13 protein-coding genes are annotated in these 16479 nt (G+C 72.2%); 3 read left to right on the forward strand and 10 right to left on the reverse strand.

Annotated elements, in window-relative coordinates; all coding sequences use genetic code 11:
* Positions 1 to 76: 76 nt before the first annotated feature.
* The 10 genes from ACIRP7_RS16755 to ACIRP7_RS16800 form a co-directional block, all read right to left on the reverse strand.
* Complete coding sequence (locus ACIRP7_RS16755) at positions 77 to 1156, reverse strand: Zn-dependent alcohol dehydrogenase (protein ID WP_403659232.1); 1080 nt, start codon at positions 1154 to 1156, stop codon at positions 77 to 79.
* A gap of 11 nt (positions 1157 to 1167) precedes the next feature.
* Complete coding sequence (locus tag ACIRP7_RS16760) at positions 1168 to 2556, reverse strand: aldehyde dehydrogenase family protein (RefSeq protein ID WP_403659235.1); 1389 nt, start codon at positions 2554 to 2556, stop codon at positions 1168 to 1170.
* Between the two features lie 131 nt (positions 2557 to 2687).
* Complete coding sequence (locus ACIRP7_RS16765; protein WP_403659238.1) at positions 2688 to 4025, reverse strand: ABC transporter ATP-binding protein; 1338 nt, start codon at positions 4023 to 4025, stop codon at positions 2688 to 2690.
* Between the two features lie 172 nt (positions 4026 to 4197).
* A complete protein-coding gene (locus ACIRP7_RS16770; RefSeq protein WP_403659241.1) occupies positions 4198 to 4962 on the reverse strand; it encodes a class F sortase in 765 nt (254 codons plus the stop codon).
* Complete coding sequence (locus ACIRP7_RS16775; RefSeq protein WP_403659244.1) at positions 4949 to 5617, reverse strand: hypothetical protein; 669 nt, start codon at positions 5615 to 5617, stop codon at positions 4949 to 4951. The genes ACIRP7_RS16770 and ACIRP7_RS16775 overlap by 14 nt, the downstream gene beginning before the upstream one ends.
* Before the next feature lie 101 nt (positions 5618 to 5718).
* Complete coding sequence (locus tag ACIRP7_RS16780; RefSeq protein WP_403659247.1) at positions 5719 to 6957, reverse strand: MFS transporter; 1239 nt, start codon at positions 6955 to 6957, stop codon at positions 5719 to 5721.
* A 25-nt stretch (positions 6958 to 6982) separates the two neighbouring features.
* Complete coding sequence (locus ACIRP7_RS16785) at positions 6983 to 8422, reverse strand: CitMHS family transporter (protein WP_403659250.1); 1440 nt, start codon at positions 8420 to 8422, stop codon at positions 6983 to 6985.
* 138 nt (positions 8423 to 8560) lie between these two features.
* On the reverse strand, positions 8561 to 10798 hold the full coding sequence (locus ACIRP7_RS16790) for a molybdopterin oxidoreductase family protein (protein WP_403659253.1): 2238 nt from the start codon (positions 10796 to 10798) through the stop codon (positions 8561 to 8563).
* 77 nt (positions 10799 to 10875) lie between these two features.
* Positions 10876 to 11496 carry a TetR family transcriptional regulator gene (locus ACIRP7_RS16795; RefSeq protein ID WP_403659256.1) on the reverse strand — a complete coding sequence of 207 codons (621 nt, stop codon included), beginning with the start codon at positions 11494 to 11496 and terminating at the stop codon, positions 10876 to 10878.
* A 64-nt stretch (positions 11497 to 11560) separates the two neighbouring features.
* Positions 11561 to 12958 carry a hypothetical protein gene (locus tag ACIRP7_RS16800; RefSeq protein ID WP_403659259.1) on the reverse strand — a complete coding sequence of 466 codons (1398 nt, stop codon included), beginning with the start codon at positions 12956 to 12958 and terminating at the stop codon, positions 11561 to 11563.
* A 195-nt stretch (positions 12959 to 13153) separates the two neighbouring features.
* Here ACIRP7_RS16800 and hmgA point away from each other — a divergent pair, with 195 nt between their 5' ends.
* The 3 genes from hmgA to ACIRP7_RS16815 are packed head-to-tail and all read left to right on the forward strand — an operon-like array spanning position 13154 to position 16463.
* A complete protein-coding gene (hmgA, locus tag ACIRP7_RS16805) occupies positions 13154 to 14491 on the forward strand; it encodes a homogentisate 1,2-dioxygenase (RefSeq protein WP_403659261.1) in 1338 nt (445 codons plus the stop codon).
* A gap of 27 nt (positions 14492 to 14518) precedes the next feature.
* Positions 14519 to 15268 (forward strand): GntR family transcriptional regulator, encoded by a 750-nt coding sequence (locus tag ACIRP7_RS16810; RefSeq protein ID WP_403659263.1) that lies wholly within the window; start codon positions 14519 to 14521, stop codon positions 15266 to 15268.
* A gap of 40 nt (positions 15269 to 15308) precedes the next feature.
* Positions 15309 to 16463 carry a type ISP restriction/modification enzyme gene (locus ACIRP7_RS16815; RefSeq protein WP_403659265.1) on the forward strand — a complete coding sequence of 385 codons (1155 nt, stop codon included), beginning with the start codon at positions 15309 to 15311 and terminating at the stop codon, positions 16461 to 16463.
* Positions 16464 to 16479 lie beyond the last annotated feature (16 nt).

The raw sequence follows: 16479 nt of genomic DNA on the forward strand, positions 1-16479 counted from the left end.
CCGGACGGTATGGGGTCAACGGTTGTGCGGGAAGGTTGCCCGGAGCACCCGAGACGGGGCTGCGGGCAACCGTCGCTCAGAACACCACCAGCGCCCTGCCGCCCTTGCCCGCCAGCATGTTGTCGAACGCCGCCGGGATGCCGTCCAGCGCGATCCGTTCCGTCACCAGGGAGCCGAGGTCGAGGCGGCCCGCACGGACGTGCCCGGCGAGCACCGGAAGGTCCTCGGCGGGGTTGGAGTTGCCGTAGACACAGCCCGCGAGGGTGCGGCCCCAGTGGAAGATCTCCAGGGCGTTGAAGGTGACCTGCTGGTCCTTGCCGCCGATGCCGACGACCGTCGTACGGCCGCCGCGGCGGGTGGAGTCCCAGGCCGTGCGGATGGTCGAGGCGCGGCCCACGCACTCGACGGCGACGTCGACGCCCTGCTTCGCGGTCAGTCCCCTGATCTCGCGGGCGGTGTTCTCGGAGGCCACGACGTACTCCGTGGCGCCCGCCGCACGCGCCAGCTCCTCCTTCTCCGGGGAGACATCGACCGCGACGATCGTCGACGCCCCCGCGATCCGGGCGGCCTGGAGCGCGGCCAGGCCCACGCCTCCGACGCCGAACACCGCGACCGTCTCGCCCTTCCGGACCCGTGCCGCGTGGTGGACGGCGCCGTAGCCGGTGAGGACCGCGCAGCCCAGCAGGGCCGCGTCGGTGAGCGGGATGCCGTCCGGGAGGGGCAGGAGGCAGGACTCGGAGACGACGGTCTCCTCGGCGAACGCGGCGACGTTCAGGCCGGGGTGCAGGTCGGTGCCGTCGGCGGTGCGGGCGTAGACGTCGGCGGCGCCGTTCAGGGCGTTGGCGCACAGCCACACCTCGCCGAGTGAGCAGGCGTGACAACTGCCGCAGGAGGGAGCCCAGTTGAGGACGACGTCATCGCCGGGCAGCACCCCGGTGACTCCCTGCCCCACGGCGACGACCGTGCCCGCGCCCTCGTGCCCGAGGACGGCCGGGACGGGGACGCGCATGGTGCCGTTGGACAGGGACAGGTCGGAGTGGCAGACCCCGGCGGCGGCGAGGCGGACCCGGACCTGACCGGGGCCGGGGTCCGGGAGGTCGATGTCGGTGACCTCCAGGGGAGCGCCCACGGCGGGAAGGACGGCGGCACGAACCACGGGAAGGCTCCTCAGAACTGGAGGGACTTGGTCTGGAGGTACTCGGCGAGACCGTGCGGGCCGAGTTCACGGCCCACCCCGGACTGCTTGTAACCGCCGAAGGGTGCAAGGGGGTTGAAGCGGCCGCCGTTGATGTCGACCTGCCCGGTGTCCATCCGGCGGGCGAAGGCCACGGCCTCCGACTCGTCGCCGGCCCAGACGGCGCCCGCGAGGCCGTAGACCGTGCCGTTGGCGATGCGCAGGGCGTCCTCCTCGTCCTCGTAGCGCAGGACGGACAGGACCGGGCCGAAGATCTCCTCCTGCGCGATCGTCATGTCGGGCGTCACGTCGGCGAAGACGGTCGGGGCGACGAAGTAGCCCTGCTCGCGCGGGGATTCGGGGCCGCCCGCCACCAGCCGGGCCCCTTCGGCCAGGCCCTTCTCGATGTAACTCCGCACCCGTGCCTGCTGCTTGGCGTTGACGACGGGTCCGATGCGGTCGCCGTACTTCGCGGCGGCGGTGGCGGCGAGTTCCACGGCCTCGTCGTACTGCTCGCGATGGACGAGCATCCGCGTCCAGGCGCTGCAGGTCTGGCCGGAGTTGGACATCACGTTGGCGACACCGACGTTGACCGCCTTGGCGAGGTCGGCGCTCGGCAGGATGACGTTGGCGGACTTGCCGCCGAGCTCCAGGGCGACCTTCTTCAGCGCGGCACCGGCACTCGCGCCGATCTGCCGTCCGACCGCGGTGGAGCCGGTGAAGGAGACCAGGTCGACGCCCGGGTGCTCGACCAGGGCCTGGCCCGCGACCGGACCGAGCCCGGTGACGAGGTTGAGGACACCGGCCGGGACGCCGGCCTCGTGGACGGCCTCGGCGAAGAGCTGGGCGACGAGCGGGGTGTCCTCGGCGGGCTTGAGGACGACCGTGCAGCCCGCGGCAAGAGCCGGGGCGACCTTGGCGACGATCTGGTGGAGCGGGTAGTTCCAGGGCGTGATCGCGGCGACCACGCCGACCGGCTCCAGATGGACCGTGGAGTTGCCCACCTTCTCCTCGAAGGGGTGCGTGGCCGCGAGCTCGGCGTAGGAGGCGGCGACCGCGACGGGGACGGCCGCGTGGACGTTCTGCGAGAACTTCAGCGGCGAGCCGAGCTCGGCGGTGACGGTCTCGGCGATCTCGTCCTGGCGCGCGGCGAGGACGTCCCGGAGGGCGGCCAGGCGGGCGGCCCGTTCGGCCGGAGCGGTCGCGGCCCAGGCCGGGAGGGCAGTGCGGGCGGCCCGTACGGCGAGGTCGACGTCCTCGGCGGAGCCGGCCGGGACCCGGGCGATGACCTGCTCGTCGACCGGGTTCACGACCTCGATCACGTCCGGGCCGGTGGCCGGGCGCCACTCGCCCTCGATGTACATGCCGTCGTGCGCCTTCATGGTGCGTCCTCCCGGGCTGGGCCGTGTCGTGTCGTCGTCCGGTCTCATAAACTAGCGACGATAGTTTTCTGGCGCCAGGGCAGCGCCACCGGACCCTGCGACGGGCATCCGCCGCAGGGCAGCCCCCGCCCTCACTCGTCCAGGTCCGGCAAGTGGTCCGGGGACGGGCAGATGCGTTCGCCGTGCTGGTCGAAGACGAACAGGTGGGAGATGTCGACGAGGAGCGGGACCTGCATGCCGCGGCGGAGGTCGATGTCCGGGGTGGTGCGGACGACGAGGTCGCCCGGGAGGCGGGCGTCGGAGAGGGCGGGTTCGGGGGCGGCGTCCGGCGGGTCCTCCAGGACCACCACCGGGCCCGCCCGCAGGGAGCCCGCGCGATCCCGCAGACGCTCCAGGACGGTGCCCTCGCGGCGGCGGCGCCGGGGCGGGCGCGGAGCCGGGCGCGGGGCCTCCAGGTCGGGGACCAGGGCGGGGCGGGAGCCGGTGTTGAAGTGGACCAGGACCTCGTGGCCCTGGAACTCCACGTGCTCCACCAGGCCGGTGATCGGCATCTCCCCGGGACGGGCGGAGGCCGGCTTGGCGATGCGGATCGCCTCCGAACGCAGACCCACGATCACCTCACGGCCCTGCTGGACCCGGAGCAACTGGTGGTCCAGGGAGAGGGGTTCGGGCAGCCGCAGGTACTGCTTGCCCAGACTGATGGTCATCGCTCCGTCCAACGGGGCCCGCACCAGCCCGCGCAGGAGGTTGATGCGCGGGGTGCCGATGAAGGCGGCGACGAAGACGTTGCGGGGCAGCGCGTACACCGAGCGCGGGGTGCCGACCTGCTGGAGGACTCCGCCGCGCAGCACGGCGACCCGGTCGCCGAGCGACATCGCCTCGGCCTGGTCGTGGGTGACGTAGACCGTGGTGACGCCCAACTGCCGGGTGAGACCGGCTATTTCGGCGCGCAGATGGTTGCGGAGCTTGGCGTCGAGGTTGGACAGCGGCTCGTCCATGAGGAAGGCGGAGGGATGGCGGGAGATCGCCCGGCCCATCGCCACGCGCTGGCGCTCACCGCCCGAAAGCTGGCCCGGATAGCGGTCGAGGAGGTCCTCGATGCCCAGCATGCGGGCGGTGGCGTCCACACGCGCCCGGGGGTCCTCGTCGGGGGCCTCGATGCGCAGCGGGAAGCCGATGTTCCCCCGGCTGGTCATGTTCGGGTAGAGGGCGAAGTTCTGGAACACCATCGCCATCCGCCGCTCGGCGGGCAGCAGGTCGTTGGCGTACTCGCCGTCGAGCCTGAGCTGGCCCTCGGTGATCTCCTCCAGCCCGGCGATCATCCTGAGCACGGTGGATTTTCCGCAGCCGGAGGGGCCGAGCAGGACGAGGAACTCGCCGGGCGCGATGTCCAGCGAGAGCCGGTCCACCACCCGGACTCCCCGGGTGTAGGTCTTGCTCACGTGGTGCAGAGATATGGCGCGTGTCATGACGATGCCCCCGGGGGCTGGATCAGGCGCTGGTGCTCCGCGGTCGAGAGGCCCCGTGCGGGTCGTACGGGGCTGTGGGTCACGGAAGTTAACGGAATGCATGCGGCCTGGGGAAGAGACTGGGCGAGATCGGACGCTCCGGTCCAGCCTGCGAGATGACGGACGGTCGGATTCAGCGCGCCGTCGCGTCTTTCGGCGGCCGCGGCTCACGGGTCTGGGTGAGGTGGGCGAAGACGACGACGTTGCTGGTGTAGCCCGTCCGCCGGGTGAAGAGTCCGCCGCAGGTGATCACACGGAGCTCCGGGCGCCGGGACGGGCCGTAGACCTCCTTGTCGGGGAAGCCGCCCTTGTCGAAGACCTTCACCCGGTCCACGGTGTAGACGGCGGTACGGCCGTCCGCGCGCCTGGCCTCGATCACCTTGCCGGGTTTGACCTGGGCGAGCGCGGCGAAGACGGCGGGGCCGGTCATGGTGTCGCGGTGGCCGACGGCGATCGCGGTGCCCGACTCGCCGGGTGTGGGACCGCCTTGGTACCAGCCCACGAGCTTCGGCTTGTCGACCGGCGGTGTCGACAACTCCCGGCCCTTGGTGAGCCCGAGGCCGGTGACCGGCGCGTCGATGCCCAGGGACGGAATGCGGAAGGTCGCCGGCCGGGACCGGGGCAGCGGGCGGGGCGGGGGCGTGCGGGTGGGTTTGGGGCGGGCGGAGGGAGGCGCCCCACCGGTCTCCTCCGCGTCAAGCCCGTCGGCCCCCTCCGCGTCCGGCCCGGCGGCCGCCACGGTGTCCGGACCGTCGGGCCAGTCCGGCGCGGTCGACCGGTCGTCACCCGTACACCGGACCCCCACCGTCACCAGGACGACCGTGAGCAGAGCCGTCCTGGTGAGGCGGTAGGCGCGGGTCCGGTACCAGGGCCTGCGTCTGCGCCTACGCGGCGCCATTGGGCCGACGGCGGTTCAGCCGGAAGTACGCGGCACCGCCGACCGCCACCAGGCCGACGGCCCCCGCGGCGGTCACCGGCGCGAACGCGGCCGCGGTGTCGACGAGACCGCCGCCGCCCGCGTGTACACCGCCCTTCGGGCCGCCGGCCTCGTTCTGGCCCCAGCCCGCGCCGTCCGCGCCGTCGCGCTGCTGGTCCTCGATCTGGTCGCCCGGCCGGCGCTCCGCGTCACGCTTGCCGTCGTGGCAGTTGACGCGGAAGACCTTCTCCTTGGGGGCGCCCGCCACGATCCAGGTGATCTTGTACTGGCCGTCCGCCACCCCCAGCGGGTCGGTGTGACCGGCGCCGCCCGCGAGCTGGATGGTGCCGGCGACGGTGGCGGCGGTGGGCAGCGGAGGCTGGGGCGTGATGGTGTAGGCGATGGCGGTCAGGACGTCGAAGTTGACGGCGTCGAGGTAGAACTTGCAGACCCGTGGATCATCCTTCGAGACGCCGAAAGGCACGCCCACGTGGTGGATCCTGATGTCGCCGTTCTCGCCCTGCGCCGACGCGGTCGGCGCCATCGCCCACGACGCGCCGGACGCGGCGAGGGCGGTGAGGACCACAGTGGCGCCCGCTCGGACGCGGAAGGTACGTGGGAGTGTCAGGGTGGGCATGCGCGCTCCTCCGATTCAGACGATTTCCATACAAATCGCTCTTTCGGCAGCACTCTCCTTCATGCGCGCGACGGTCGGTCGCATCGGCACCCGGCGCGCCGTCAGATATCGCTCGTGCGGCGCAATCCCGGGCGCTTCGGCCGCTTCCCCGCGGCCGGTCCGGTCCTCTCGGGCCGCCCGGGCGACCGCAGCGCCACCCCCGCCGACAGCAGCAGCAATGTCCCGAGCATCACGAACGGCGCGGCCACGCCCGCCACTCCCGCGACCAGGCCCGCGGTGGCCGGTGCGGCGACTTGGCCGAGGCGGTTGCCGGTCAGCCGCAGGGCGAGGGCGGTGGAGCGGGCGCCGTCGGGGGCGGCCTGGACGACCGTCGTCATGGACAGCGGCTGTCCCACGCCGAGGCAGAAGCCGAGCACGGTGAGCATGACGGCCAGCGCCCACACCGGGACCGGCAGCGCGAAACCCGCGCACAGGACCGCCGCCAGCAGACACGTCACGGTGAGGAGCGCCGCGCGCCCCAGCAGCCGTAGCAGCGGGGTCAGCACCAGACGGCAGGCGATCGTGGCCGCCGCGCGCAGGCTCAGCAGCATGCCGATCACCGAGGGGGCGATGCCCCGGTGCTCGCCGACCACCGGAAGGTACGCGGTGAGGATGTCCGTGGCGGACAGCACGGACAGACTCATGAAGATGCCCCCGGGCACGCCCCGGGTCCGCAGGATGCACCCGACGGGGATCCGATCGCCGTGCCCGGTACGGGACTTGGCCGCCGTGTCGCGGTGCTCGATGCGCCACAGCGAGGTGAACGCGACCGCCGCTCCGGCGCCGGAGACGAGCAGGGCCAGCGCGCTCGTACCCGCCCTGTCGGAGCCGCCGATCAGCGCGCCCGCCGCGACCGGGCCGATCAGCTGGCCGAGGGAGGCGCCGATGGTGAAGTGGCCGAAGTTGCGGTCCTGTTGGTGCGGGGCGGACTGGCGGGCGACGAGCGACTGCGCGCCGATGACGAAGCAGAGGTGTCCGAGGCCCATCACCCCGCTCCAGACCGCCATGGTCCACAGGGAGCCGGCGAGGCCGCTGAGCGCGCAGCCACCGGAGATCAGGACCACACCGACGGGCAGCAGCGGCGCACACCGCCCGTGATCCGTACGGCGGCCCAGCGGGACCGCCGCGAACAGCGGGAGCAGCGCGTACACACCGGCGATGACACCGATCGCCCGCTCGTCCGCGCCCAGTGCGAGGGCCCGGTAGGAGACGGCGGGCCGCGCCATCGACACCGCCCCCTGCGCGAAGCTGAAGGCGATGACGAGGCGGAGCAGCCAGCCGCGGTTCCCACCGGGCGCCATGGTTCGAGTCCTCCGTCGACGCCGGTCAGATGATCCCGAAGAGGAGGCCCGCCCCGAGGATCAACAGGCAGGTGAGCGCGGCCCACTTGACCACGAACCTGGTGTGGTCGCCGAACTCCACCTTGGCCATGCCGACCAGGACGTACACGGCCGGAACGAGCGGGCTCGACATGTGCAGCGGCTGGCCGACCAGGGAGGCGCGGGCCATCTCCAGCGGGGTGACGCCGTGCGCCGCGCCGGCCTCGGCGAGGACCGGGAGGACACCGAAGTAGAAGCCGTCGTTGGACATGAAGTAGGTGAGCGGGAGGCTCAGGACGCCGGTGACGAGGGCCATGTGCGGGCCCATGCCCTCGGGGATGACGTCCACCATCCAGCGGGCCATGTGGTCGACCATGCCGGTGCCCTGGAGGACGCCGGTGAAGACGGCGGCGGCGAAGACCATGCCGGAGACGTTGAGGACGTTGTCGGCGTGGGCGGCGAGGCGGGCCTTCTGGTCGGGGATGTGCGGGAAGTTCACGGTGAGCGCGAGTGCGGCGCCGATCAGGAACAGCACCGGGATCGGCAGCCACTCCATGATCATGGAGGTGAGCAGGGTGAGCGTGAGCAGCGCGTTGAACCAGTAGAGCTTCGGGCGCAGGGTGGCCCGGTTCGGGTCGAGGACCTGGAAGCGCTCCGCGTCGCCGGCCTCGTCCTCGTCCTCGGCGTCGGTGCCGGAGCCGGAGCCGCCGGTGGCCACGGGGGTCTTCGAGCCGGAGCCGGAGCCCGAACCGCCGGCGCCCACGAGCACCGTCTCGGTCTCCTCGACCTTCGTCTCGACCTTCTCGTCCACCAGGACCTCGTCCAGGGTGAGCACGCCCAGCCGCTTGCGCTCGCGCTTGCCGAGCACGTACGAGAGGACGAAGACACCCAGCAGACCGACGGCGAGGGCCGGGATCATCGGGACGAAGATGTCGCCGGCGTCGAGCTTCAGCGCGGTGGCCGCGCGGGCCGTCGGGCCGCCCCAGGGCAGGGTGTTCATCACGCCGTTGGCCATGGCGGCGACACCGGTCATCACGACCAGGCTCATCTTCAGGCGCTTGTACAGCGGGTACATCGCCGAGACGGTGATCATGAAGGTGGTCGAGCCGTCGCCGTCCAGCGAGACGATCGCGGCGAGGATCGCCGTACCGACGACGATCCGCATCGGGTCGGCCTTCGCGAACTTCAGGATCCCGCGCACGACCGGGTCGAAGAGGCCGACATCGATCATCACGCCGAAGTAGACGATCGCGAACATGAGCATCGCCGCGGTGGGGGCGAGGCTGGTGACGCCGTCGATGACGTAGTCACCGAGCTTGGCGCCCTTCCCGACGAAGACGCAGAACAGGGCCGGGATCAGTACGAGCGCCGCGATCGGCGACATCTTCTTCATCATGATCAGGACCAGGAAGGTCGCGATCATGGCGAAGCCGAGGATGGTCAGCATGAGTGGATACCTAACGTTCGCCCTTGAACTCCCACCGGAGTCGGCAGTGCGATGACGTTAGGACTCGTCAAGTGGCGTTAACAAGACGTTGACATGCGAGCAATAAGCGCAAAACTGCTGGTCACAGCTTTGCGCTGCTCACAGGGCCGTTACGGCGGCCAGTTCTATCGGGATGCCGTTGAGGACCGCGTTGCCGGAGAGCGGGTCGAGCAGGCTGCCGTCGAGGAGCTGGTTGACGTTGACGCCGGGGTTCTTGGCGGCGTGGCCGAGCCGGGTGCCGGGCCGGTCGTGGCCCCAGCCGTGCGGCAGGCTGACCACGCCTGCGCGCACCCCGTCGGTGACCTCGGCCTCGGTGACCACCTCTCCCCCGGCGCCCTTGATCCGTACCGCCGAGCCGTCCTCGATGCCGAGCCGGCCGGCGTCCTCGGGGTGGATGTGCAGGGTGCAGCGGTTGGTGCCGCCGGTGAGGGCGGGGACGTTGTGCATCCAACTGTTGTTGGAGCGCAGGTGCCTGCGGCCGATGAGGACGAGCCCGTCGGCCTTGTGCCGCAGGGCCTCGCGCAGCCTGGGGAGGTCGTCCGCGATCGGCTGCGGCAGCAGTTCGACCTTGCCGCTGCGGGTCTTCAGCGGCTGCGGCAGCCGGGACCTCAGCGGTCCGAGGTCGATCCCGTGCGGATGCGCGAGCAGCTTCGTGAGGCTCAGGCCGTCGGGCCGTACGCCGAACCCGTCGCCGTAGGGGCCGAGGCGCAGCATCATGTCGAGCCGCCGCTCGGGGCCGGTCTCACCGGCGAGTTCGGCGGTGAGTTCGCCCGGCTCGCGGCCGTGCACGGGCGAGTGGGGGTCCTTGACGGTCTTGCCGAGGGTCTGGCCGATGACCAGGTCGTCGACGGCGGAGGGGTCGGCGCCGTGCATGCCGGTCGCGGCGAGGATCAGCCGGGCGAGGATCTCCGTCTCCGCCATCCGGCCGGGCTCCAGCGGGACGGCGGGGCGGGTGTAGCGGACCTGGTTGCGCACCGCGAGGGTGTTGAAGGCGAAGTCGTGGTGCGGGCTCTGGGAGGGCGGGGGCGGGGGCAGCACGACGTGGGCATGGCGCGAGGTCTCGTTCAGGTACGGGTCCACGCTGACCATGAAGTCGAGCGAGCCGAGGGCCTTGTCGAGCCGGTCGCCGTCGGGGGCGGACAGCACGGGGTTGGCGGCGACGACGACGAGTGCCCGGATCGGCTCGCCCTCCTGGGTCGCGGTGTCGATCTCCTCGGCGAGCGCGGAGAGCGGCAACTCGCCCTTCGCCTCGGGGTGTTGGCTCACCCGGGAGTGCCAGCGCCCGAGGGCGAACCCGTGGCTGGGCCCGGCGGGCCGGGGTGTCCGGTCGGTGGCCGCCTGAGGGAAGAGCGCGCCGCCGGGCCGGTCGAGGTTGCCGGTGAGGATGTTGAGCACGTCGACGAGCCAGCTGGCCAGGGTGCCGTGCGGGACCGTGCAGCTGCCGATGCGGCCGTATACGGCGGCGGTGGGGGCGGCGGCGAGTTCGCGGGCGAGGGTGCGGATGACGACGGCGTCGACGTCACAGGGGCCGGCGACGGCCTCCGGGGTGAAGTCGCCCAGAGACGACCGGAGTTCGTCGATCCCCTGGAGATGAGGCGTCAACTCCCCCGTGTCCACGAGGTCTTCCTCGAAGAGCGTGTACGCCATCGCCGCGAGCAGCAGGGCGTCCGTACCGGGCCGGACGGCGATGTGCCGGTCGGCGAGCCTGGCGGTGCGGGTGCGGCGGGGGTCGATGACGGTGAGGGTGCCGCCGCGGGCCTTGAGCGCCTTGAGCTTGCCGGGGAAGTCGGGGGCTGTGCACAGACTCCCGTTGGATTCCAGGGGGTTGGCGCCGATGAGAAGCAGGTGGTCGGTGTGGTCGAGGTCGGGCACGGGGATGGCGTTGGCGTCGCCGTACAGCAGCCCACTGGAGACGTGCTTGGGCATCTGGTCGACCGTGGAGGCGGTGAAGACGCTGCGGGTGCCGAGGCCGGAGAGCAGCACCGGCGGATAGAGGGCGCCGGCCATGGTGTGGACGTTGGGGTTGCCGAGGACGACCCCGACGGAGTTCGCCCCGTGCCCGTCGACGACTGCCCGGATGCCGGCGGCGACCGCGTCGAAGGCCTCTTCCCAGGTGGCCTCGCGCAACTCCCCGTCCCGTCGTACGAGGGGGGTGCGCAGCCGGTCGGGGTCCGCGTCGACGGCGCCGAAGGCGGCTCCCTTGGGGCAGACGAACCCCTTGCTGAACACGTCGTCTCGGTCCCCGCGGGCGCCGGTGACCCGGCTCCCCTCGATGGTGAGCGTCAGACCACAGGTGGCCTCGCACAGGGGGCAGATACGCAGAGCGGTGCGGGACACGGGTCCTCCCGGGGCAGCGGTGCCTGTCAGGATGAGCATACCGACCGGTAGGGATGGAGGGGAGGGGGTGCGGAGGGTCAGTCCAGGACCCGCGCCAGGTAGGCCCGCAGCATTTCCCGGGCCTCCTGGATGATCCGTTCGTCTCCCTCGGGTGCCATCCGGAAGGCCAGGTGGACCAGGGTGTCGGCGGTTTCCACGGCGATGAGGAAGGTGCGGCGCAGATCGTCGTCGGGTTCGCGGGAGAGGTAGCCGGAGAGGAGGTCGGTGAGTCGGTCGGCGACGCGGTGGTTGGGTTCGGCATGGCGGGCGCCGACGGGGATCTGGTTGCCGAAGTCGACGAGGGAGAAGCCGGGGGCGGTGCGCTTCATGGCGAGGTACTCGTCGAGGACGACGTCCATCGCCTTGCGCCAGCCGCCTTCCTCGCCCGACTCCTTGAGGCGTTCGCTGACGCCGGCCGTGAAACGCTCCAGGTTGCGCTGGGCGAGGGCGTCGGCCATCTGCCGCTTGTTGCCGAAGAAGCGGTACACCGAGCCGATGGGCACGCCGGCGCGCAGGGCGACGGCGCGGGTACTGAGGGCGTCGTAGCCGACCTCGTCGAGGAGGTCGGCGCAGGCGTCGAGGATTCTGGTCAGCCGTTCGGCACTGCGCCGCTGCACGGGGGCGCGGCGAAGCGAGGTCGCTTGGGGCACGGGCTTCATGATGCCTTTCCGCCGCGGTCCGGTGAACCCTGCCCCCCGGTACGGCTCCGGGGGCCTGCGACACTCATCGCCCACCGCCGGGGCGTGCGCCGACGCCGATGCCCGCCGTGAGTGACGGTTCCACTGCCGCGGTACGGGCGCCGACCTGCGAGCCGGAGAGACCCTTGCCGGCGACGGCCTGCACGTCAGCGGCCACGCCGGCGCCGCTGCTCGCCGTCAGCGACGATCCCGCTGCCACGGTACGGATACCGACCCACGCGCCGGAGAGACCCTTGCCCGCGAGGGGCTGCACGTCCGCGGCCACGCCGGTGCTGGGGCTCGTCATGAGCGACGGTCCGGCTGCGGCGGTACGGATGCCGACCCACGCGCCGGGGAGGCTTGCGCCCGCGACGGCCTGCACGTCCAGGACCACGCCGGCACCGCTGCTCACCGCGAGCGACGATCCCGCTGCCACGGTACGGGCACCCACCCGCGAGCCGGGGAGCCCTATGCCCGCGACGGCCCGCCCGTCCAGGACCACGCCGGCACCGCTGCTCACCGCGAGCGACGTGGCGCCCACCCGCAAGGCCAGGAGGCCGCCGCCCGTGCCCGCCACCGCCTGCGCGTCCGGGGCGCCCGCGGCTGTGCCCGCCGCGGCCGGCACGTCCGAGGCCGCGCGAATCCTCGTCGTGAGCGGCGGCTCCGAGGCTCGACCGCCGGCACCCATGCCGACCCGCGAACCCGCGACACCGCAGCCCGCGCCCACCACGCCCCCCGAACCCGCGACACCGCCGCCCGCGCCCAACACGCCCCGCGAACCCGCGACACCGCCGCCCACCACGACCCGCTGGTACGAGACGCCCCCGCCGCCCACCCTCGCGATCGGCTGCGCCTCCAGGGTGTCGCCCGCGCTTCCCGTGGGCCGCAGTTCCGACGCCCCGCCCTCCATGGACCGCGCCCCCGAGCCGCCGCTCCCCGTCGACTCCGGTTTCGAGGCCGTCACGTCCGCCGTGCTTTCCACCGGGGTGCCGTCGACGGCCCAGACGGTGCCGTCGTCGGCGTAGAGACGGGCCGTGACCTTGTGGGTGCCCTGGGGGACGTACGCGGACGGGAGGCGGTAGGACGGGGTGCGCAGGGTGGTGACGGGGCGGTCGTCCACGAAGAGGACGGCGACGCCGCGGCCGGAGACGGCCTTCGCTTTCGTCGCGGCGGGCGAGAAGGTGAAGTTCTGGACGGTCAGCCGCACGGTCCAGCAGTCGTCGGTGGCCGGCTGCACCTCTATGCCGACATCGGGGGCGTTCTCCTTGTCCACCTCGCGGTAGTGCCGCCCCTCGTGATCGGTGTCGTCGAGGACCTTGCCCACCGGTGCGACCGACCGTCCGTCCTTGCGTTCCTGTGCCCCATGGGTGCCACAGCTCACGGATCCGGTGACCAGCAGGACACAGACCGCGAGCAGGGCAAGGAGTCCCCGCGTCCACGACATGCCGGGGAGCGTAGAACACGGGTCCGACACCGCGAATCCCCCTGGGGTCTGGTTCTCGTCCTCCTCCCTGAGGAGGTCACGGGCGGGACATCGGTTCCAGGGAGCGGCCGGGGAACGGCCGGGGAGCGCCCTCTTGCGCCGGCCACACCGCAATCCTACGGTGTTCCATAGGAATCAGACCGCAAGGGAGCGATCATGACCGGGGACGCAGAGATCACGCGCGGCGACGCACGCAAGACCGCCGAGAGCCTGACCTACCTCTCCGGCTTCGGCAACGAGCACGCCTCGGAGGCCGTCCCCGGCGCCCTCCCCGAGGGCCGCAACGCCCCCCAGCGCGCCCCCCTGGGCCTGTACGCGGAACAGCTCAGCGGCACGGCGTTCACCGAGCCGCGCGCCCACAACCGCCGCTCGTGGCTGTACCGCATCCGCCCCTCCGCCGCGCACCCGGCGTTCACGCCCACCCACCACGGCCGCATCCGTACGGCCCCCTTCACCGAGTCGGTCCCGGACCCGAACCGGCTGCGCTGGAACCCCCTGCCCGAGCCCGCCGAGGGCACCGACTTCCTCGCCGGCCTGTGGACCCTCGGCGGCAACGGCGACGTCACCCAGCGCACCGGCATGGCCGTGCACCTGTACCACGCCACCGACTCCATGGACCGCGTCTTCAGCGACGCCGACGGCGAGCTGCTGATCGTCCCGGAGCGTGGCGGGCTGCTGCTGCGCACGGAGTTCGGGCTGCTCCATGTGGAGCCGGGCCACGTGGCGCTGATCCCTCGTGGGGTGCGCTTCCGTGTGGAGCTCCTCGACACTTCCGCCCGCGGTTATGTGTGCGAGAACTATGGGGCCTCCTTCCAGCTCCCCGACCTCGGTCCCATCGGCGCCAACGGCCTCGCCAACCCGCGCGACTTCCGGGCCCCCGTCGCCGCCTACGAGGACGTCGAGGGGCCCGTGGAGGTGGTCAACAAGTTCTGCGGCAACCTCTGGACGGCGACCTACGACCACTCCCCGCTCGACGTCGTCGCCTGGCACGGCAACCATGTGCCGTACGTATACGACCTGCGCCGCTTCAATGTGCTCGGGTCCATCTCGTACGACCATCCCGACCCGTCGATCTTCACCGTGCTGACGTCCCCGTCGGACACCCCGGGGCTGGCCGGAGTCGACTTCGTGGTCTTCGCGCCACGCTGGCTGGTCGGCGAGGACACCTTCCGGCCGCCGTACTTCCACCGGAACGTGATGAGTGAGTACATGGGCCTGATCGAGGGGGCCTACGACGCCAAAGCGGAGGGCTTCGTGCCCGGCGGCGGCTCGCTGCACAACATGATGTCGGCGCACGGCCCCGACCGGGAGACCTTCGACCGGGCGAGCGCGGCCGAGCTGAAGCCGCACAAGGTCGACGACGGGCTGGCGTTCATGTTCGAGACGCGCTGGCCGGTGACGCTCACCGCGCACGCGGCCCGGGCGGACCACCTCCAGCCGCACTACGACGACGTGTGGCGGGGCCTGGAACGCCACTTCCGCCCGTTGCACTGACCGATCCGCGAACGGTACGGATAGCCCGTGACCTCCTTCGCCCCGGACTCCATCGTCCTGAACCGCAAGCTGCCGCTCTGGTACCAGGTGTCGCAGTCCCTGCGCGCCTCGATACTCGGCCGCACCCCCCAGGACCCGCTCCGCCTGCCGACCGAGGAACAGCTCGCGGGGCACTACGGGGTGAGCGTGCTGACCATGCGGCAGGCACTGAAGGAGCTGGAGGACGAGGGGCTGATCACCCGTCACCGGCGCCGGGGCACCTTCATCGAGCCGGGTGCGACCAGGGGCACCCCGGTCCGGCTGCTCGGCTCGGTGGACGCGATCGTGGCCCAGCAGTCCGGTATGACGACCGAGCTGCTGGAGCACGGCAAGTCACCCGTGCCGCCCGAACTCGCCGGGCACTTCCCGGAACTGGACGAGGTGGCGTCGTACCACCGGCTGCGCAGCGACGAGAAGACGGGCGAGCCGACCAATCACGCCCGCAACTACGTCCGGCCCGAACTGGCCGCCCACATCGACCCGTCGGACCTGGTGCGCTGGCCGATGACGAAGGTGCTGCGGGATGTCGTCGGGGCGGACATCAGCCGCATCACGGACACCGTGGAGGCACGCCTCGCGGACCCGGAGACGGCCCGGTTGCTCCAAGTCCCGCTGCTCAGCCCGATCCTGCACTACACGGGGGTCACCTACGACACCGGCGGTCGGGTGCTCGACGCGGCGGTGATCCACTACCGGGGTGACCGCTTCTCCTTCACGGTGACCCTGGACGCCACATGAGCGCACCGGCCCCGACCGACTGTCGGCGGGAGGTCGTACGATGCCCAGCGTGACGCACGACGACGCTCCGCAGCTGGCGGACCTCATGCCGTGGTCCGTCGCACCGCCGCGGCTCGGCCGAGGGTGGCCGGCGGGCCCCGACGCGGCCTCCCTGAAAGCCCGTTGGGACGTCCTGCTGAAGGCCGAGGGGCCCGACCGGGAGACCCTGTTCGAGCCCACCCGGTCCCGCACCCTGCGTTCCGCGGTCGGGCAGCTTCCGGGGCGCACGGGCGGCACCGAGAGGCTCGCGCGCGCCTCCGGCCCCTGCCCGGAGCCGGTACGGGTGCTGCACGCGCCCTTCGACGAACAGTGGCTGATCCCGGACCACCGGCTGATCGACGCGGCCCGGCCCGAGCTGTGGCGGGTGGCGGACGACGACCAGGTGTTCGTGGTGGAGACCCCCACGGACGGTCTCGGCCCCCAGCTCCTCGCGACCTCGCTGCTCCCCCTGCTCCGCCCGGGCCGCATCCGCCCGCTGTACCGCCGCCCGGGCGGCACGGAACCCAACCTCGCGCCCGGTCTCCTCGCGCACCTGCGGACCCGCCTGGGTGTCCCGGTGGAGCCCCTGGACGTGCTCGCCTGGATCCTGGCGGCGGTCCGCCCGGGCCTCACCGTCCCGCTCACCGACGACCCCGCACTGTGGGCCCGCGGCGTCGAGTCGGGCCACCGCGCCCTGTGGCTGATGCGCCGCGACGGCGACCGCCCGAAGCTGCCCGGCGGCCGCCGCCCGTACGTCCGCGCACCGCTGCCCTCCCGGCCCCTGGTCCTGGACTACGACCGCGACGAGGAGGCCCTGCTGCTGGACGAGGGCCGCGTCTCCCCCGTACCGCCCAAGGCCTGGGACTACGAGGCGGGTGGAGTGCGGGTGCTGGAGCAGTGGTTCGCGGCCCGGATCGCGGAACCGGAGCCGGGCACGCTGGCCGCGATCCGCCCGGCGACCTGGCCGCAGGCGTGGACGTCGGAGCTCCTCGAACTGATCACCGTGCTGGCTCTGCTGGCGGATCTCCAGCCGCTCCAGGACGAGGTGACGTCACGGATCACGGCGGCCGACCTGCGCGGGGCGAGAGTGCTGCCGGTCCCGGACTCGGCCCGGAGGCCGGCGTCGGTCCTGGACGGCCACGAGGAGGGACCGGAGGGCCAGCTCGCGCTCCTCTAGGTCCACTAGGTCCTCC

Origin of the sequence: Streptomyces sp. NPDC102270 (assembly GCF_044766405.1) — a bacterium.
Classification (GTDB): domain Bacteria; phylum Actinomycetota; class Actinomycetes; order Streptomycetales; family Streptomycetaceae; genus Streptomyces.